Origin of the sequence: Roseitalea porphyridii, assembly GCF_004331955.1 — a bacterium.
In the GTDB taxonomy this organism is placed as follows: domain Bacteria; phylum Pseudomonadota; class Alphaproteobacteria; order Rhizobiales; family Rhizobiaceae; genus Roseitalea; species Roseitalea porphyridii.
Genome location: NZ_CP036532.1, coordinates 2,468,663 through 2,486,904, shown reverse-complemented (window position 1 = coordinate 2,486,904; position 18,242 = coordinate 2,468,663). Strand labels below are relative to the sequence as shown.

The 18,242-nt window shown below is 65.8% G+C and carries 16 protein-coding genes; 9 read left to right on the top strand and 7 right to left on the bottom strand.

Annotation, left to right across the window (positions count from 1 at the left end):
* The first annotated feature begins 102 nt into the window (after positions 1–102).
* The 9 genes from E0E05_RS12095 (at position 103) to E0E05_RS12055 (ending at position 8,831) form a co-directional block, all read left to right on the top strand.
* The gene (locus E0E05_RS12095; RefSeq protein WP_131616944.1) at positions 103–1,092 is read left to right on the top strand and encodes an ABC transporter substrate-binding protein; all 990 of its coding nucleotides are present in this window, start codon (positions 103–105) and stop codon (positions 1,090–1,092) included.
* An 18-nt stretch (positions 1,093–1,110) separates the two neighbouring features.
* The gene (locus E0E05_RS12090; protein WP_244597711.1) at positions 1,111–1,926 is read left to right on the top strand and encodes an ABC transporter ATP-binding protein; all 816 of its coding nucleotides are present in this window, start codon (positions 1,111–1,113) and stop codon (positions 1,924–1,926) included.
* Positions 1,913–2,785, top strand: a complete 873-nt coding sequence (locus E0E05_RS12085) for an ABC transporter permease (protein WP_131616943.1) — start codon at positions 1,913–1,915, stop codon at positions 2,783–2,785. Before E0E05_RS12090 ends, E0E05_RS12085 begins: the two co-directional genes overlap by 14 nt.
* Entirely contained in the window at positions 2,786–4,099 is a 1,314-nt protein-coding gene (locus E0E05_RS12080; protein WP_131616942.1) for a cytosine deaminase, read from the top strand.
* Between the two features lie 3 nt (positions 4,100–4,102).
* Complete coding sequence (locus E0E05_RS12075) at positions 4,103–5,509, top strand: FAD-binding oxidoreductase (RefSeq protein ID WP_131616941.1); 1,407 nt, start codon at positions 4,103–4,105, stop codon at positions 5,507–5,509.
* Between the two features lie 11 nt (positions 5,510–5,520).
* Positions 5,521–6,102, top strand: coding sequence for an NAD(P)H-dependent oxidoreductase (locus E0E05_RS12070; protein WP_131616940.1), 582 nt, complete (start codon positions 5,521–5,523; stop codon positions 6,100–6,102).
* On the top strand, positions 6,102–6,686 hold the full coding sequence (locus E0E05_RS12065) for an NAD(P)H-dependent oxidoreductase (protein ID WP_131616939.1): 585 nt from the start codon (positions 6,102–6,104) through the stop codon (positions 6,684–6,686). The genes E0E05_RS12070 and E0E05_RS12065 overlap by 1 nt, the downstream gene beginning before the upstream one ends.
* 118 nt (positions 6,687–6,804) lie before the next feature.
* Complete coding sequence (locus E0E05_RS12060) at positions 6,805–7,836, top strand: CobW family GTP-binding protein (protein ID WP_131616938.1); 1,032 nt, start codon at positions 6,805–6,807, stop codon at positions 7,834–7,836.
* Positions 7,833–8,831 (top strand): WD40 repeat domain-containing protein, encoded by a 999-nt coding sequence (locus tag E0E05_RS12055; protein WP_131616937.1) that lies wholly within the window; start codon positions 7,833–7,835, stop codon positions 8,829–8,831. Before E0E05_RS12060 ends, E0E05_RS12055 begins: the two co-directional genes overlap by 4 nt.
* Positions 8,832–9,344: 513 nt before the next feature.
* Here the strand turns inward: E0E05_RS12055 and E0E05_RS12050 are convergent.
* The 7 genes from E0E05_RS12050 to aptA all read right to left on the bottom strand — a co-directional run bounded on the left by E0E05_RS12050 (position 9,345) and on the right by aptA (position 18,153).
* Positions 9,345–10,337 (bottom strand): ABC transporter ATP-binding protein, encoded by a 993-nt coding sequence (locus E0E05_RS12050; protein WP_131616936.1) that lies wholly within the window; start codon positions 10,335–10,337, stop codon positions 9,345–9,347.
* Positions 10,334–11,320, bottom strand: coding sequence for an ABC transporter ATP-binding protein (locus E0E05_RS12045; RefSeq protein ID WP_131616935.1), 987 nt, complete (start codon positions 11,318–11,320; stop codon positions 10,334–10,336). Before E0E05_RS12045 ends, E0E05_RS12050 begins: the two co-directional genes overlap by 4 nt.
* A gap of 5 nt (positions 11,321–11,325) precedes the next feature.
* Positions 11,326–12,240 carry an ABC transporter permease gene (locus E0E05_RS12040; RefSeq protein WP_131616934.1) on the bottom strand — a complete coding sequence of 305 codons (915 nt, stop codon included), beginning with the start codon at positions 12,238–12,240 and terminating at the stop codon, positions 11,326–11,328.
* 1 nt (position 12,241) lies between these two features.
* On the bottom strand, positions 12,242–13,222 hold the full coding sequence (locus E0E05_RS12035; protein WP_131616933.1) for an ABC transporter permease: 981 nt from the start codon (positions 13,220–13,222) through the stop codon (positions 12,242–12,244).
* A 124-nt stretch (positions 13,223–13,346) separates the two neighbouring features.
* Positions 13,347–14,912 (bottom strand): ABC transporter substrate-binding protein, encoded by a 1,566-nt coding sequence (locus E0E05_RS12030; RefSeq protein ID WP_131616932.1) that lies wholly within the window; start codon positions 14,910–14,912, stop codon positions 13,347–13,349.
* A 106-nt stretch (positions 14,913–15,018) separates the two neighbouring features.
* Entirely contained in the window at positions 15,019–16,611 is a 1,593-nt protein-coding gene (locus tag E0E05_RS12025) for an ABC transporter substrate-binding protein (RefSeq protein ID WP_131616931.1), read from the bottom strand.
* 210 nt (positions 16,612–16,821) lie between these two features.
* Positions 16,822–18,153, bottom strand: a complete 1,332-nt coding sequence (aptA, locus tag E0E05_RS12020) for an omega-aminotransferase AptA (RefSeq protein ID WP_131616930.1) — start codon at positions 18,151–18,153, stop codon at positions 16,822–16,824.
* Between the last annotated feature and the right edge of the window lie 89 nt (positions 18,154–18,242).

Here is an 18,242-nt window from a genome sequence, read left to right as displayed (position 1 = left end):
ATCGTCGCGGCCGTCTAATGGCACGTCGCTTGCATCACGGACCATATCGGTCAACCATGAGGCCGGCGGCAACCGGCCGGCGAAACTGACGAGGTGTCATCGATGAAACGCATCCTTCTGGCCTCCACCATGATGGTCCTTCCCGCCGCCGGCGCGCACGCCGAACCGTTCATATTCGGCACCAACTGGCTGGCGCAGCCCGAGCATGGCGGCTTCTACCAGTCGGTCGCCGACGGCACCTATGAGGCATGCGGGCTCGAGGTGGAAATCCAGCAGGGCGGCCCGCAGGTCAACAACCGGGCCCTGATGCTGGCCGGGCGGATCGACGCGCACATGGGCGGCAATCTGCTCGAGGCGTTCTCGGCGGTCGAGCAGGACATTCCGGTGGTGGTCGTTGCGGCCTCGTTCCAGAAGGAGCCGCAGGTCCTGATGACCCACCCCGACCAGGGCCTCGACACGTGGGAGAGCCTGAAGGAGGCCGAGGAGTTCATTTTGGGCGATCAGGGCTTCCAGAGCTATTATCAGTGGATGATCACCGAGTTCGGCTTCGACGCCTCCAAGCGCGTGCCCTACACATTCAACCCCGCGCCGTTCATCGCCAATCCGCGTTCGGTGCAACAGGGCTACATCACTTCCGAGCCGTTCGCGGTCGAGCGCGAGGGCGGCTTCGTGCCGAACCTGTTCCTCGTCGCCGACTACGGTTTCGACACCTATTCGACGACGATCGAGGTGATGCAGGAGACGATCGACGAGCGGCCCGAGGCGGTCAAATGCTTCGTGGAGGGCTCGATCCTTGGCTGGTACAACTACCTTTATGGCGACAACAGCGCCGCCAACGAGTTGATCCAGGCCGACAATCCCGACATGACCGACGAGCAGATCGCCTTTTCGATCAACAAGCTCAAGGAGTATGGCATCGTCGATTCCGGCGACACCGAGGAACTGGGCATCGGCGGGATGACGGCCGAGCGAATCCAGAGCTTCTATGACAAGATGGTCGCCGCCGGTGTCGCCTCCGAAGGGCTCGACATCTCCAAGGCCTACACGCTCGACTATGTGAACCAGGGGTTGGGGCTTGACCTCAAGCAGTAGTGACAGGGGCGGCGCGCGGTGAGCGCGGCCCTTCCTGAGACGCAACGGACCGGCGCGCCGCAACTGGTGCTGCGCGCGGTCGGCAAGACATTCGGCAACGATGTCGTTGCGCTGCGCGACGTCGACATGACGATCAGGCAGGGGGATTTCCTGTCGCTGCTGGGCCCGTCCGGCTGCGGCAAGTCGACCGCGCTGAGACTGATCGCGGGGCTTTCGACGCCCAGTTCCGGGCTGATCGACTGGCGCGGACCGCCGATGGGCAAGGCCGATATCGGGTTCGTCTTCCAGGAACCGACGCTGATGCCGTGGGCCAGCGTGTTCGACAATGTCTGGCTGCCGCTGAGGTTGCAGGGTGTGGCGCGCGATGCGGCGCGCGAGCGGATCGCCGCCGTGCTCGAGCAGGTGCACCTGACCGGGTTCGAGGACGCGGTGCCGCGCGAACTGTCGGGCGGCATGAAGATGCGGACCTCGATCGCCCGGGCGCTGGTGACGCGGCCGCGCGTCCTGCTTATGGACGAGCCGTTCGCCGCGCTCGACGAGATCACGCGATCCAGGCTCAACAACGACCTGCTCGAACTGTGGGAAGCCGAGCGCTTCACGGTCATCTTCGTGACCCATTCGGTGTTCGAGAGCGTGTTCCTGTCCAACCGGCTGATCGTGATGTCGGCCAAGCCGGGCCAGGTCTTCGACGAGATGGAGGTCGACGCGCCCTATCCCCGCGACGAGGCGTTCCGCACGTCCGATCGCTACACTCACCTGATCCGCAAGGCCTCGGCCATGCTGCGGGCGGCGATGGGCGTTGAGGCCGGGGAGGGTGCCGATGTCCACCATTGAAGCGGGGGCGGAACGCAGGCCGGCGCCGCTCGAACGGGCCGATGCCGAGGAACTGGCGCGGCAGCGGCAGCGGCGCTTTGAGCGGATCGGCCGCTGGGCGCTGCCCTTGCTGATCATGGTCACGGCGATCTGGCTGTGGGACCGGATCTGCGTGTGGAACGACATTCCGCACTTCATCCTGCCGCGGCCGGGCGTCGTGCTTGAGACGCTTGTCGCCGACGCGCCGCTCCTGTTCTCCTCGCTGTGGGTGACGCTGAAGATCACCTTCCTGTCGCTGCTGCTGGCGGTCCTCGGCGGGGTGGGGCTGGCGGTGCTCTTCACCCAGTCCAAATGGGTCGAGATGAGCTTTTTTCCGTTCGCGGTGATCCTGCAGGTCACGCCGATCGTCGCGATCTTCCCGCTGATCAACATCTATGTGGAGAACCAGACGGCCAAGCTGCTGCTGTGCGCCTGGATCGTCGCCTTCTTCCCGATCCTGTCGAACACCACGCTCGGGCTCAATTCGGTCGACCGCAACCTGCTCGACCTGTTCAAGATGAACGGCGCGAGCCGCTGGCAGACGCTTTGGCACCTGCGGCTGCCGGCCTCGATGCCCTATTTCCTGGGCGGGCTGAAGATCGCCGGCGGGCTTGCGCTGATCGGCGCCGTCGTCGCCGAGTTCGTGGCCGGTTCGGCCGGCCAGTCGACCGGGCTCGCAAGCCGCATCATCGAGGCCGGCTACCGGCTGAACGCGCCGCGTCTGTTCGCCGCGCTGATCCTGATCTCGTTTACCGGCATCGTGATCTTCCTGGCGCTGAGCTGGCTGTCGAACCGCATCCTGCGCCGCTGGCACGAAAGCGCGCTCGTCGGGGAGCACTAGATGCCCGCGCAAGTTCTGGCGACACCGGCCTCCGGCTTCACGCTGACCCGTGCCCGCCTCCATGCATCATGGCTGGCCGAGACGCGCGCGCGGCACGATGCGGACGGTTTCGGGCTCTACGATGTCGAGGTCTCCGGCGGGCGCATCGCCGCCATCCGCCCTGCGGCTGCCGATGACGGGCGCGCCGGCAACGATCTGCGCGGGCGGATCGTCACGCCCTGCTTCATCGACTGTCACACGCATCTGGACAAGGGCCATGTCTGGCCGCGCCGGCCCAACCCCGACGGCACGTTCGCGGGGGCGCTCGAAGCCGTCGATACCGACCGTGCCGCCAACTGGTCGGCCGACGACGTCGAGGCGCGCATGGAGTTTGCGCTCAGATGCGCCTACGCGCACGGTACCCGCGCGATCCGCACGCATCTCGATTCGATCGCGCCACAGGAGACGATCTCCTGGCCGGTGTTCGAAGCCATGCGGGAGCGCTGGGCCGGCCGGATCGACCTTCAGGGCGTGTGTCTTGTCGGCATCGAGGCGGTGCGCGATGAAGCCTGGTTCGCAACGCTGGTCGAGCGCGTCGCCGGGGCGGGAGGCGTGCTGGGGGCGGTCACCTACATGGTGCCCGATCTCGACGAACTCCTTGACCGGATGTTCGCGGCCGCGATCGAGCACGGCCTCGCGCTCGATTTCCATGCCGACGAGACCGACGATGTGAACGCCCGCTCCCTGCGCCATATCGCCGAGGCGGCGCAGCGGCATGATTTCGGCGGCCCGATCCTCGTCGGCCATTGCTGCTCGCTGGCCCGCCAGCCCGACGCCGAGGTTCTGGCAACGCTCGACAAGGTGGCGGCCCGGGACATCTCGATCGTCTCGCTGCCGCTGTGCAATCTCTACCTGCAGGATCGTCGCACCAACGCGACCACACCGCGCTGGCGCGGGGTGACGCTTTTGCACGAGATGGCCGCGCGCGGCATCAATGTCGCGGTTGCTTCCGACAACACGCGCGATCCGTTCTACGCCTATGGCGATCTCGACATGCTGGAGGTCTACCGGATGGCGACGCGCATCTGCCATTTCGACCATCCGGTCAGCGACTGGCCGAAGACGGTCTTCGCCAATCCCGCCGCCGCGATGGGGCTCGAGGCCGGCAGCGGCCGGCTCGCGGTCGGCCAGCGGGCCGATCTGATCGTCTTCGAGGGCCGGTCGTGGACCGAACTCCTGTCGCGGCCCGAGGCGAACCGGATCGTTATCCGCGACGGCGCATTGATCGAGCGGACGGTTCCCGCCTACGAAGAACTCGACCACCTGATGGAGTGAGCCATGGGCAATCTGGACGCGCTGCGCGCGGCGATCGACGGCATCAAGACCGAGGACAACGAGAAGATCGTCCAGCAGAAGAGCCGCGACTTCTACTGGTATTCGCCCGTGCTCAAGGAACGGCTCGAACACGTTACCGGCGATCTGATCGTCTCGCCGAAGAACGAGGACGAACTGATCCGCGTGCTGAAGGCGTGTTACGCCCATGACGTGCCGGTGACCCCGCGCGGCACGGGCACGGGCAATTACGGCCAGGCGATGCCGCTGTCGGGCGGCGTCGTGCTGTCGCTGGCGGACATGAACGAAATCCGTGAGATCGCGCCGGGGCGCGTGGTGTGCGGGCCGGGCGTCATCTGCGCCGAACTCGACAAGGCGGCGAAAGCCAGTTCCGGTCAGGAGCTTCGGATGCATCCCTCGACCGCGCACACGGCGACGATCGGCGGCTTCATCGCCGGCGGATCGGGCGGGGTCGGCTCGATCCGCTGGGGCGGCCTGCGCGACTGGGGCAACGTGATCCGGCTGCGCGTGGTGACGATGGAGGCCGAACCGCGGGTGCTCGAACTGACCGGGCAGGACCTGCACAAGGTCACGCACGCCTATGGCACCAACGGCATCATCACCGAGGTCGAGATGCCGCTGACGACGGCCTATGACTGGGTCGACGTGATCGTCGCCTTCGACGATTTTCTTGAGGCCGCGCGTTTCGGCAACGAGCTTGGCCGGCAGGACGGCATCCTGCTCAAGCTGAACGCCGTCGTCGCGGCCCCTGCGCCGTACGACTATTTCAAGCGCCACCGGAAGTTCCTGCGCGAAGGCGAGAACACGGTGCTGGTGATGGTCGCGCCGCAGTCGCTCGACGCCTTCCTCGCCTTCGCCGCCGACCATGGCGGGCGCATCGCCTTCAACCAGTCCGAACTGGGCGCCGACGACCTCAAGGGCCTGCCGCCGGCGTTCGAGCTGAGCTGGAATCACACCACGCTGCGCGGCCTGCGCGTCGATCCTGCGATCACATATCTGCAGGTGCTCTACCCGTTCCCGAACCAGCTTGCGCTGATCGAGGAACTGCACACGCGGTTCGAAGGCGAGGTGATCGACCATCTCGAATTCGTGCGCTTCGACGGCGACGTGACCTGTTTCGGCCTGCCCATGGTGCGTTTTTCGACCGAGGAACGGCTCGAGGAGATCATGGATATCTTCAGCGCTACTGGCGCGCCGATCTTCAACCCGCACCGCTACACGCTCGAGGAGGGCGGCATGAAGCAGACCGACGCGGTGCAGCTTGCCTTCAAGCGCGAGGCCGATCCCAAGGGCCTGCTCAACCCGGGCAAGATGATCGCCTGGGACGACCCCGACTATGACTACGCGTCCGGTGGGGTCTGGCTGTTCAAGGGCCTGCAGAAGGCAAGCTGACGGGGACGGTCATGCGCATTCTGGTTCTTCACGCGCATCCGGTCGAGGAGAGCTTCGGCGGCGCGCTGCACAGGCTCGCCGTGGAGCGGCTCGCGGCGGCCGGGCACGCGGTCGACGATTGCGACCTCTACGCCGAGGATTTCGATCCGCGGCTGTCACCGCAGGAGCGGCGCGGCTATCACGAGATCGGTCCCAACATCGAGCCGGTGCGCCCTTACGTCGAGCGGCTGCGGGCGGCCGACGCGCTGGTGCTGTGCTACCCGGTCTGGAATTTCGGCTACCCGGCGATCCTGAAAGGGTTCTTCGACCGGGTGTTCCTGCCCGGCGTGTCCTTCACCATCGAGAACGGCCGGGTGGTGCCGTGCCTGCACAACATCGGCAAGGTCGCGGTGATCACCACCTATGGCGGTTCGCGCACGCGGGCGCTGCTGGCCGGCGATCCGCCGCGCAAGCTGGTCGAGCGGGTGCTGCGGCTGACGGTCAGGCCGGGCGCGTCGGTGCGCTATCTGGCGCAGTACGACATGAATCGGTCGACCCCGCGCATCCGCGAACGGTTCATGGAGATGGTGGGACGCGAGATGGACGCGTTCTGATGCGCGTGCTGGTCATCTACTGCCATCCGGTGCCCGACAGCTTCTGCGCGGCGCTGCGGGACGCGGTGCTCGAAGCGCTGGGCGAGGCGGGGCACGAAACGCGGCTTCTCGATCTCTACGCCATCGGATTTGATCCGGTGATGGGCTGCGCCGAGCGGCGCGCCTACAACGAGCCGGGCAATCCGCACCCCATGCCCGAACAGGCCGAGCACCTCAAATGGGCCGAGGCGATGGTGTTCGTCTATCCGACCTGGTGGTACGGCCTGCCGGCCATGCTCAAGGGCTGGCTCGATCGGGTCTGGACGCCCGAGATCACCTTCGACATCCCGACCGGACCGGGCCCGATCCGGCCGAAGATGACCCATGTCCGCAAGCTCGGCATCGTGACCACCTGCGGGGCGCCGCGCTGGTGGACCCATGTCGTCGGCCATCCCGGCCGGCGGACGCTGGCGCGGGGCATGCGGGCCCTGTTCCACAAGCGCTGCAGAACGGTGTTCATGGCGCATTACCTGATGGATGTGTCGACGCCGGACAGCCGCGCCGCCTTCCTTTCCCGCGTGCGGCGCAAGATGGCGGCGTTCTGAGCTTTCGCGCCCCGGGGCGGTGAAGCCGGGTTCCGGGTCGCCCAACGGGTTGCGGCGGGCTTGAAAGATCGCGGCGAGGGGCGCACATCTGCGCGCAACAGACCGGAAGGATCATCTGATGGACATGGCCACCGACAAGACGCCCGTCACCGTGCTGACCGGCTATCTGGGCGCCGGGAAGACGACGCTGCTCAACCGCATTCTGACCGAGAACCACGGCAGGAAGTATGCCGTCATCGTCAACGAGTTCGGCGAGGTGGGTATCGACAACGATCTGATCGTCGACGCCGATGAAGAAGTGTTCGAGATGAACAATGGCTGCATCTGCTGCACGGTGCGGGGCGATCTGATCCGCATCCTGTCGGGGCTGATGAAGCGGGCAGGGCAGTTCGACGGCATCATCGTCGAGACGACCGGCCTGGCTGACCCGGCGCCGGTGGCGCAGACCTTCTTCGTCGACGAGGACATCGCCGCGCGCACCCGGCTCGATGCGATCGTCACGGTCGCCGACGCCAGGCACCTGACGGACGAACTGGGCCGGGCGCCCGAGGCGCAGGAGCAGATCGCGTTCGGCGACATCGTGCTGGTCAACAAGACCGATCTGGTCGGCGAGGACGATCTGGCGGCGGTCGAGGCACGCATCCGCCGGATCAACCCGACGGCGCAGATCGTGCGCACGCAGCGCGCCGACGTGCCGCTCGAGACGATCCTGGGCCGGCATGCCTTCGATCTCGACCGCATTCTCGAGAACGCGCCGGACTTTCTGGGTGAGGACCATCATCATCACGGGCACGATCACCACCACCACCATCATCACGACGTGAACCGGCATGACGAGCATGTGTCGTCCTTTTCGCTGGTCTCCGAGGAACCGCTCGATCCCGAAAAGTTCTTCCCCTGGGTGCAGACGATCACGCAGGAATTCGGCATTGATCTTCTGCGCATGAAGGGCATCGTCGCCTTTCCGGACGATCCCAAGCGCTATGTGGCGCAGGCCGTCCACATGATGCTGGAGGGCGATCACAGCCGGCCGTGGCGCCAGGACGAGCCGCGCGTCAGCCGTATGGTCTTCATCGGCCGAAACCTGCCGCGCGACATCATCGAGGACGGGTTCTTCAAGTGCCGGGCCAAGCAGCCGGCGCACGCATGAACCTGACGCTGAAAGCACTGGAAGTCGGCGTGCCGCTGACGGGCGGCGGCTTTGCCGGCAACGCCTATGCGGTCGCCGATGGCGACGGGCACGTGCACGTGTGCGGCTTCGACGGCGCCGTCAGCCATCGCAAGCTGCACGAGGGCGCGGTGCTGGCCGTCGCCACAGACCAGAAGACAGGCACGATCGTCACCGCGGGCGACGACGGCAGGGCGATCCGCGTGCGCCCCGAGGGCGAGCCCGAAGTTCTGCACGCCGGGCGCAAATGGGTCGACACGGTCGCCGCTTCACCGCGCGGGCACGTGGCGTGGACGGCGGGCAAGACGATCTTCCTCCTGCCGAAGGGCGCCGATACGCCGGTCGAGGCGACCGCGCCGTCCTCGATCGCCGATCTTTCCTTTTCGCCCGACGGCAAATGGCTCGGTGCGGCGGTCTATGGCGGGGCGTTCCTGATCCGGCTGTCCAAACCCTCCGAAACCACAATGCTGAACTGGCAGGGCGCGCACAATGCGGTCGGCTTTTCGCCGGACGGGCGCTTCTGCGTGACCTCGATGCTGGAAAACGCGCTGCATGTGTGGCGCATCGACAAGCCCGACGAAAAGCATGGCCGGATGGGCGGCTATCCGGCCAAGCCGGTCTCGTTCGACTGGACCGCGGACGGTCGCTATCTTGCGACCGCCGGCGCCGACGTGCTGGTGCTGTGGCCGTTCTTCGGGGCGGACGGGCCGATCGGCCAGCAGGCGGGCGTGTTCGCGCCCGAGCAGAGCCTTTTGTCGCGCACGGTCGCTTCGCGGCCCAATTCGCAGCAGATCGCCATCGGCTATGTGGACGGCTCTGTCGCCCTTTTCGACCGCAAGAGCCAGGCGTTCGTGCCCGTCGCCGACGAGCACGAGGCCGGCGCGGTCAACGCGCTGAGCTTTTCGGCCGATGGCGGCCGGCTCGGCTTCACCCGCGAACGCGGCGTGGCGGGCCTTGCGGAGCTGGGGAAGGGGTAGGCGCTGGTCCTTCGTTCTGAGAGGGATACCCCCCACCCCTTACCCCTCCCCCATACAGTTGGGAGGGGGTCGTCAACATACCGCCCCACTGTGAAAACCGAACCACGCTCGAAGTCTGAGTTCTCGTGTGATGCCGAGGTCTCCCCTCCCACATTTATGGGGGAGGGGTGAGGGGTGGGGGCACTCACACGAAGCGTCCTACCGGGACTTGATCCCGGTATCCAGGCGATGCCGACGCCGCGATGGATTCCGGAATCAAGTTCCGGAATGACGTCAGTTGAGGGTGGCCCTCAGATCCGCTCTTCCTCATACCGCCCCACTGTGAAAATCGAACCACGCTCGAAGTCTGAAGTCTCGTGTGATGCCGAGGTCTCCCCTCCCACATGTATGGGGGAGGGGTGGGGGCACTCACACGAAGCGTCATACGGGACCTGATCCCGGTATCCAGGCGATGCCGACGCCGCGATGGATTCCGGAATCAAGTTCCGGAATGACGTCAGCGGCGGGTGACCCTCAGATCCGCCCTTCCTCCACGGCGAAGCATTTGGCTTCGCCGGTCGGCGTCGGCACCGGCTGGGGGACTTCGTTCGGGCAGCGCTCGAACCGGTAGGGGCAGCGCGGGTGGAAGGTGCAGCCCGATGGCGGCGAGATCGGGTTGGGGATTTCGCCCTTGACCGCCTCGTGCTTCTTGCCGGTCATTTCCAGGTCCGGCACCGCTTCGAGCAGCATGCGCGTATAGGGATGGCGCGGATTGCGGAACAATTCCTTGCCGTCGGCGGTCTCGACCAGCGCGCCGAGATACAGAACGCCGATCCGGTTGGCCATGTGGCGGACGACCGACAGGTCGTGGCTGATGAACAGGTAGGTCAGGCCCAATTCGTCCTGAAGATCGCGCATCAGGTTGAGGATCTGCGCCTGCACAGAGACGTCGAGCGCCGAGGTCGGTTCGTCGCAGACGATGAATTCGGGGTTCGACGACAGGGCCCGTGCGATGGCGATGCGCTGGCGCTGGCCGCCGGAGAATTCGTGCGGATATTTGCCCGCGTCCGAGGCGCCAAGACCGACAAGATCGAGCAGTTCGTCGACGCGCTTGTCGATGCCGGCGCTGCTGTCGAACGTGCCGAACGCCTTCATCGGTTCGGCGATCACGTCGCGCACGCGCCAGCGCGGGTTCAGGCTCGCATAGGGGCTCTGGAAGATCATCTGGAAGCGCGAGCGCAACGCGGTCATCGCGGCGCTCGAATTGACGTCCATGGTCTGCCCGTCGAACAGGATCCGCCCGCTTGATGCGGACAGCAGGCCGACCACCATCTTGGCGATGGTCGACTTGCCCGAGCCGCTCTCGCCGACCAGCGCGAAGGTCTCGCCGCGCCGGATCTCGAAGCTCACATCGTCGACCGCGCGCAGGAACTGGCGCTCCTGACGCTCGATGACGCGGTTGAGCCAGGGCATCGACACGTCGAACGTGCGGGTCAGGTTTTCGACCTTGACGAGGACGTCGCTCATTCGGCGGCCTTTATGCTGGGTTCGTCGTAGAGCCAGCATGCCACCTGCCGGGTGCCATGGGGCATCGGGTCGGGCCGTTCGACATAGCAGCGGTCGAACACCTTCGGGCAGCGCGGGTTGAACGGGCAGCCGGGCGGGATGTTGGTCAGACGCGGCATGGCGCCGGGGATCTGCACGAGCCGGTCCTCTTCCTGGGCGAGCGTCGGGATCGAGCCCATCAGGCCGGACGTATAGGGGTGCAGCGCGTCCTTGATGACGTCGCGCACCGGACCGATCTCGGCGATCCGGCCGGCATACATGACCGCCACGCGATCGGCCGTCTCGGCGATCACGCCCATGTCGTGGGTGATCAGCATGACCGAGGCGCCGCGTTCGGCGCACAGCCGCTTGAGCACGTCGATGATCTGCGCCTGAACCGACACGTCGAGCGCGGTGGTCGGCTCGTCGGCGATGACCAGTTCGGGCTCGGCGGCAAGGGCGAGCGCGATAACCACGCGCTGGCGCATGCCGCCGGAGAACTGGTGCGGATAGTCGTCGATGCGGCGGCTGGCTGCCGGAATGCCGACATCGTCGAGCAGGCCGATGGCGCGCTGGCGGGCTTCCTTGGCCGAAACGTGCAGATGCGTCTGGATGGTCTCGACGAGCTGTTCGGCGATCGTGAAGAGCGGGTTGAGCGAGGTCAGCGGGTCCTGGAACACCATCGCGATGCGGCGGCCGCGCACGGTGCGCATCTGGTCCATCGACAGATTGTCGATACGCTGCCCCTCGAGCCGGATCTCGCCGCCGGCGATGCGGCCGGGCGGCTCGATCAGCCCGATGATGGCCGAACCGGTCATCGACTTGCCGGCGCCCGATTCACCGACCACGCCCAGCACCTCGCCGCGCCTGATGTCGAACGAGATGCCGTCGAGCGCGGTGAGCAGGCCGCCCCGGGTCGGAAACTGCACGACGAGATCGCGCACGGAGAGCAGCACGTCGTCCATGGCGGTCACCTCAGCTTCGGATTGAGCGCGTCGCGCAGCCAGTCGCCGAGCAGGTTCACCGACAGGGCAAGGGCGAGCAGCGTCAGCGCCGGAAAGAACAGGATCCACCATTCGCCCGAGAACAGGAACTCTTGGCCGATGCGGATCAGCGTGCCGAGCGAGGGCTGGGTGGGTGGCGCGCCGACGCCAAGGAACGACAGGGTCGCCTCGGCGATGATCGCGAGCGCCAGCGAGATGGTGGCGATCACCAGCACCGGCGACAGCGTGTTGGGCAGGATGTGCTGGACCATGATGGCGAGTGGCGAACGGCCGATCAGCCGCGCCGCCTGGACATATTCCTTGCTCTTTTCGACCAGCGTGGCGCCGCGCACGACGCGCGCGAACTGCACCCATTCGGACAGGCCGATGGCGAAGATCAGCACCCAGATCGCCACCTCGTCGCGCCGGTCCGGCGGGGTGATGCCCTTGGCGATGCCGAAGATCAAAAGCGCCACGAGGATCGCCGGGAAGGTGAGCTGCACGTCGGCGATGCGCATGATGATCGTGTCGGTGCGCCCGCCGACATAACCCGAAAGAAGGCCCAGCGTGACGCCGAGCACCATGGCGAAGATGACGGCCGAGAACCCGACGAACAGCGAGATGCGCATGCCGTAGAGGATGGTCGCGAACACGTCGCGGCCCTGGTCGTCGGTGCCCAGAATGAAGGTCTCGCCGGTGAACTGGTTGGGCTGCATGGGTTCGGAGAAGCCGTTCATCAGGTTCAGCGACGCCGGATCGAACGGGTTCTGGCTGGTGATGAACGGCGCGAACACGGCGCTGCCGATCAGCAGCACGACGACGAAGGCGGCGACCATGGCGACAGGCGACTTGCGGAACCGGTAGGCGAGGTCGGAATCGAGGGCGCGGCCGATGGCGTTCATGTCAGTGACCTCCGCCGCGGCTGGCCGAAAGGCGCGGATCGATCGCGAAATAGAGAAGATCGACCACCAGGTTGATGACGACGAACATCACCGAGATCAGCATCAGGTAGGAGGCCATGACTGGGATATCGACGAACTGGATGGAGTTGATGAACAAAAGCCCGACCCCGGGCCACTGAAACACGGTCTCGGTGATGATCGCGAACGCGATGATCGAGCCGAGCTGCAGGCCGGTGATCGTGATGACGGGCACCAGCGTGTTCTTCAGCGCATGGCGGAAATAGACCGAGCGCTGGCCGAGCCCGCGCGCGCGGGCGAACTTGACATAGTCCGATCGCAGCACTTCGAGCATTTCGGCGCGGACGAGGCGCATGATCAGCGTCATCTGATAAAGGCCCAGCGTGATCGCCGGCAGGATGATCGCCTTGAGGCCGGATTCGGTCAGGAGCCCTGTCGTCCACCAGCCGATCCGGACGGTCTCCCCCCGTCCGAAACTCGGCAGCCAGCCGAGTTCGACCGCAAAGACGTAGATCAGCAATATGCCGATCAGGAAGGTCGGCAGCGACACGCCGATCAGCGACGATGTCATGATGAAGTTCGACAGCCAGCCGTCGCGCCGGATCGCGGTGTAGACGCCGAGCGTGACGCCGATGAGGATGGCCAGAAGCGCGGAGACGGCGGCGAGTTCGAGTGTTGCGGGCGCGCGTTCCACGAGAATGTCGGCGACCGGCCGGCCCTGGCGGTAGGAGACGCCGAGATTGCCCTGTGCGACGCCCTGCAGGAAGTTGAAGTACTGGACCGGGAAGGGCTGGTCGAGGCCGAGTTCCGAGCGCAGGCGCTCGATGTCCTCGATGGTGCGTTCCTGCCCGAGCAGATTGTCGATCGGATCGCCGACGAACCGGAACAGCGAGAAGGCAACGAGCCCGACAATCAGCAGAACGACGATCGATTGCAGGACCCGTCTGATGATGAATGCGAGCATGGGGTTTAACGATCCGTCTGTCCGGCGTCATTCCGGGTTCCGCTACGCGGCTCCGCAATGACGACAAGGGGACGTGGCCCCGGAATGACGGCCCTGGTCCGTCCGTCGTGCGCGGGTGCGAACGTCACTCGACGGTCACCCAGCGCAGAATGAAGAAATTGTCCGGCCGCTGGGTCAGTTCGATGCCGTCGCGCACGCCCCACAGCAGCGGCTGAACGTAGAGCGGCACATAGGCCATCTCGTCCTGCAGGATCTGCGCGACTTCGTCGATCATCGCCTGGCGCGCCGCGTCGTCGATTTCCGACTGGATCATCGGCAGCAGCGCGTCAACACGATCGCTGGAGAAATCCCCGAAGTTCCAGCTTCCAAGCCGCTTTTCCTCATCGGGCGTGGCGGCAAGGAAGCGGATCGGGTGCTCGTGGTCGAATGTGCCGGGCGACCAGCCCAGGAGGTACATGTCGAAATTGTCCTCGCGCAGCTCCGGCCAGTAGTTGCGCACCGGCATGGCGTCGAGTTCCGCTTCGATGCCGACCTGGGCCAGCATGGAGACGATCGCCTGGCAGACCGATTCATCATTCAGATAGCGATCGTTGGTGCATTTGAGGCCGAACGAGAAACCGTCCTCGTAGCCGGCTTCGGCGAGCAGCGCGCGCGCCCGGTCCGGATCGAAGGCGGGGCGGTCGCCGAGGGCGTCGACATAGCCGCGCATCGCGGGGCTGACGAGCTGTGCCGCCGGTTCGGCGGCGCCGCGCATGATCGTCTGCAGGATCGCATCGACGTTGATGGCGTGGGCCACCGCCTGGCGCACGCGCACGTCCCGGAACGGGTTCGGCGCGCCGGCATCGTCGGCGAATTTCAACGCGTCCGCCTGATGGGCGAAGCCCAGCATGATCACGCGCGCCTCGATGCCCTGGATGACGGACACGCCGTCGCGCGCCTCGATGCGCTCGACGTCCTGGATCGGCACCGGGTTGATCATGTCGACCTCGCCGGTCAGCAGCGCGGCGACGGCGGTGGCCGAATTCTGCACTGGCGTGAACTCGGCCCGGGTGATGTTGTGTTCGGCTTCCCCCCACCAGTTCTCGAACGGTTCGAGCACGGTTCTGAGGCCCGGGTCACGCTCGACGAGGCGGAAGGCGCCGGTGCCGTTGGCATTCAGCGTGGCGAAGTTCTCGGCATCGCGGGCGGGCAGTTCGACGCCGTTCTCGGCGGCCCAGCCGCTGTCCATGATCATGAAGTTGGCGATCGAATCCGGGAAGATCGGATTGGGCGCGCTGGTCATGAAGTCGATCGTGTAGTCGTCGACGACCCGCACCTCGGAGACCGGCGCGAACCATGAGGCGGTGTCGGCCGCCTCCGAGGAGGCGCGCTCATAGGAGAACAGGACGTCCTCGGCGGTGAACTCGGCGCCGTTGTGGAAGGTGACGTCGCGGCGCAGGTTGAAGCGCCAGCCATCGCCGCCCAGCGGTTCCCAGCTCTCGGCCAGCGCCGGCTCGACGGCCATGTCCCTGTCGCGGCGGACGAGGCCCTCATAGACGTTGTTCAGGAAGCCCAGCACCGGGGTCGAGTTGACCGCGTGCGGGTCCATCGTCTGCGGGTCGGTCTGCGCGGCCCAGCGGAACGTTTCTGCGTGCGCCACGCCGGCTGCCAGAAGCAGCGCCGTCGCGGCGATGAAGCTCTTGGTTTTCATGAGATTTCCCCTTTCGGTCGGGCCGGTTGCGGCATCGGCCGGGCGGGTCAGGGTAGGCCGGGGGCACAGGGCCCCCAAGCCTTTCGGTGTCACGTCGCGGTCACGCTTAGTTGAACTGCATGAACTTGAAGTGCGGCTGGTCTTCCGGCTGCACCGGGAAGACGATGTTCTCGGTCATGCCCCAGTTCAGCACCTGGTTGTGGACCGGCAGGTAGATGGTCTCGTCCTGCACGACCTCCCAGATTTCCGCGATGGTCTGGTTGCGCTTTTCCAGATCGACCTCGGATGCCAGCGACTTGATCTTCTCGTCGAGCTCGGGGTTGGAATAGCGGGTGCCGTTCCACGAGCCGCGATCGTCCGTCGTCGTGTGGACGAGGAAGTTGAAGATGTACTCGCTGTCGAAGGTCGGAACGCCCCAGCCGAGCATGTAGAAGTCGGTCTCCTTGTTGGAGATCAGCGGGAAGTGGTTGGCCTTGGTCTGGGCCACCAGGTTCACGTCGATGCCGATCTGGCCCATCATGCCGACCACGGCCTGGCAGATCGCCTCATCGTTGATGTAGCGGTCGTTCGGGCAGTGCATGGTCACGGTGAAGCCGTCACCGTAGCCGGCTTCTTCCATCAGCGCCTTGGCGGCATCGACGTCGGTTTCCGGATACTGGTCCAGTTCCTCGGTCCAGCCGTTGACGAAGGGCGGCATGATCACGCCGGTCGGCGCCGACTGGCCGCGCATGACGACCTGCTGGATGGCCTCGCGGTTGATCGCCATGTTCATGGCCTGGCGGACCTGCTTGCTGGCGAACGGGTTCTCGCCCTCGACCGTATCGTTCTGAAGGTCCTCGTCGCCGACATTGATGCCGAAGAAGATGGTCCGGTTCTGGGCGGTCTTGTTGACGATCAGGCCTTCGGTGTCACCGACGCGGTCAAGGTCCTGAACCGGGACGTCCTGGATGAAGTCGACCTCGCCGGAGAGCAGGGCCGCGACGCGCGTGGCCGCGTTCTGGATCGGCGTGTAGATGATCTCGGTGACCTCCATCGGGAAGTCGTCCATGCCCCAGTAGTCCGGGTTCTGCTCGAGAACCGTCTGCGTGTCCGGCTCGCGGCTGACGAGCCTGAACGGACCGGTGCCGTTGGCGTTGCGGACCGCGTAGGTCTCTTCGCCGCCCTCGAAGTCCTGTGGCTTGGTGACGTCGTTGGCTTCGGCCCAGCCCTTGTCCATCATGAAGGTGTTGGTCAGATTGTTGGGCAGGAGCGGGTTCGGTCCGTCGGTGACGAATTCGACCGTGTAGTCGTCGACCGCGCGCACCTCGGAGATCGAGACGAGCAGTTCCTTCATGTCGGAATCGGGCATCTTCGCCCGGTTGATCGAGAAGACCACGTCTTCGGCGGTGAAGTCGGCGCCATCGTGGAACGTGACGCCTTCGCGCAGCTCGAACACCCATACGTTCGGATCGTCTTCCTTGACGTACCATTCGGTCGCCAGGGCCGGGATCTGCTGGGCCGCCATGTCTGGCGAGATCAGCGGCTCGTAGATCTGGTGCGACAGCGCGTGCGTGGGCCCTTCGTTCTGGGCGTGCGGGTCGAGCGTCAGCGAGTCGCCGGCGCGCGCCCAGCGCAGGGTCTCGGCGCTTGCCATGACGCTGGTTCCCGCAAGCAGTGCGGCCGTCAGCGTGGCGCCGATGAGTTTCGTTTTCACGTGCATGAAGTTCTCCCTGATTATGGTGCCCGCGTGAAGCGCGGACATGAGCCCAAAGTCTAGACAATGCGCTTCATGCAAATCCAGCGAAAAATCAGAAAGTTTGACCATACGGTCAACGAAGCGGCGCGGCCGGCCGCAGACGCGCGCGGGCGGCCTGCCTGCCCGCCCGCGCAGACGGGCACGGTCGGCTGCGTGGGCTTGGCCGACAAGGCGTCAGTCGAGCGCCGTAAGGACCTTGGTCATGCGGTCGACGATCTGGTCGATATGTTCCTTGCCGATGATCAGCGGGGGCGAGAAGGCGATGATGTCGCCGGTCGTCCGGATCAGCAGATCGTGGTCGTGATAGGCGCTCAGGAACGCCGAGAATGCACGCTTGGTCGGCTGACCGGCGATCGGCTCGAGTTCGACGGCGCCGATCAGGCCCAGATTGCGCGTGTCGATGACATGCGGCAGGTCGCGCAGCGAATGGATCGCGTCGGCCCAGTAGTCGGCGAGTTCGGCGCCGCGCGTCAGCAGACCCTCGTCGGCATAGGTGTCGAGCGTGCCAAGCGCAGCGGCGCAGGCGAGCGGATGAGCCGAATAGGTGTAGCCGTGGAAGAACTCGATCATGTGGTCGGGACCGGTCATGAACGCGTCGTGGATCTTGTCGGAGGCGAAGACCGCGCCCATCGGCACGGTGCCGTTGGTAAGCCCCTTGGCGGTGGTCATCAGGTCCGGCGTGACGCCGAAATAGTCGGCGCCGAAATTGGTGCCGAGACGCCCGTAGCCGGTGATCACCTCGTCGAAGATGAGCAGGATGCCGTGCTCGTCGCAGATCTCGCGCAAACGTTTCAGATAGCCCTTGGGCGGCAGCAGCACGCCGGCCGAGCCGGCAACCGGCTCGACGATCACCGCGGCGATGGTCGACGGATCGTGCAACTGGGCGATGCGCAGAAGGTCGTCGGCCAGTTCGATGCCGTGCTCGGGCTCGCCGCGCGTGAACGCGTTGCGGGACAGATCATGGGTGTGGCGCATATGGTCGACGCCGGTGAGCAGCGTGCCGAACATCTTGCGGTTGGCGACGATGCCGCCCACCGAGATGCCGCCGAAATTGACGCCGTGATAGCCGCGCTCGCGACCGATCAGGCGGAATCGGCCGCCATCGCCCTTCGCCCGGTGATAGGCGAGCGCCATCTTCAGCGCGGTCTCGACCGACTCCGAACCCGAATTGGTGAAGAACACATGGTCGAGGCCTTCGGGGGAAAGGGCGGTCAGGCGCGAAGCGAGTTCGAACGCCTTGGGATGGGCCATCTGGAACGCGGGCGCATAGTCGAGCGTCGCCGCCTGGGTCTGGATCGCCTCGACGATCCTGGGCCGGTTGTGGCCCGCATTGACGCACCAAAGGCCGGCGATGCCGTCGAGCACCTTGCGGCCGTCGTCGGTGACATAGTGCATGCCGTCGGCGCCGGTGATCATGCGCGGCGCGCGCTTGAACTGGCGGTTGGCCGTAAACGGCATCCAGTAGGCGGAAAGATCGTTCGGGCGTGAGACGGGTTTGTCGAGCATGGCTGGCCTCCGGAAAGCGTAAGGCGGCGCCGACCGCGCCCGCCGCCGGGCGATGGCGAACGCTAGGCCCGGCCAAAGGTCCGGTCAAG

Excerpts from the sequence above, each read along its gene's own strand:
- E0E05_RS12030 (WP_131616932.1), bottom strand. The coding sequence starts at position 14,912 with ATGAAAACCAAGAGCTTCATCGCCGCGACGGCGCTGCTTCTGGCAGCC.
- E0E05_RS12060 (WP_131616938.1), top strand. The coding sequence starts at position 6,805 with ATGGACATGGCCACCGACAAGACGCCCGTCACCGTGCTGACCGGCTAT.
- aptA (WP_131616930.1), bottom strand. The coding sequence starts at position 18,153 with ATGCTCGACAAACCCGTCTCACGCCCGAACGATCTTTCCGCCTACTGG.
- E0E05_RS12040 (WP_131616934.1), bottom strand. The coding sequence starts at position 12,240 with ATGAACGCCATCGGCCGCGCCCTCGATTCCGACCTCGCCTACCGGTTC.
- E0E05_RS12085 (WP_131616943.1), top strand. The coding sequence starts at position 1,913 with ATGTCCACCATTGAAGCGGGGGCGGAACGCAGGCCGGCGCCGCTCGAA.
- E0E05_RS12035 (WP_131616933.1), bottom strand. The coding sequence starts at position 13,222 with ATGCTCGCATTCATCATCAGACGGGTCCTGCAATCGATCGTCGTTCTG.
- E0E05_RS12025 (WP_131616931.1), bottom strand. The coding sequence starts at position 16,611 with ATGCACGTGAAAACGAAACTCATCGGCGCCACGCTGACGGCCGCACTG.
- E0E05_RS12070 (WP_131616940.1), top strand. The coding sequence starts at position 5,521 with ATGCGCATTCTGGTTCTTCACGCGCATCCGGTCGAGGAGAGCTTCGGC.
- E0E05_RS12075 (WP_131616941.1), top strand. The coding sequence starts at position 4,103 with ATGGGCAATCTGGACGCGCTGCGCGCGGCGATCGACGGCATCAAGACC.
- E0E05_RS12045 (WP_131616935.1), bottom strand. The coding sequence starts at position 11,320 with ATGGACGACGTGCTGCTCTCCGTGCGCGATCTCGTCGTGCAGTTTCCG.
- E0E05_RS12095 (WP_131616944.1), top strand. The coding sequence starts at position 103 with ATGAAACGCATCCTTCTGGCCTCCACCATGATGGTCCTTCCCGCCGCC.
- E0E05_RS12050 (WP_131616936.1), bottom strand. The coding sequence starts at position 10,337 with ATGAGCGACGTCCTCGTCAAGGTCGAAAACCTGACCCGCACGTTCGAC.
- E0E05_RS12080 (WP_131616942.1), top strand. The coding sequence starts at position 2,786 with ATGCCCGCGCAAGTTCTGGCGACACCGGCCTCCGGCTTCACGCTGACC.
- E0E05_RS12065 (WP_131616939.1), top strand. The coding sequence starts at position 6,102 with ATGCGCGTGCTGGTCATCTACTGCCATCCGGTGCCCGACAGCTTCTGC.
- E0E05_RS12055 (WP_131616937.1), top strand. The coding sequence starts at position 7,833 with ATGAACCTGACGCTGAAAGCACTGGAAGTCGGCGTGCCGCTGACGGGC.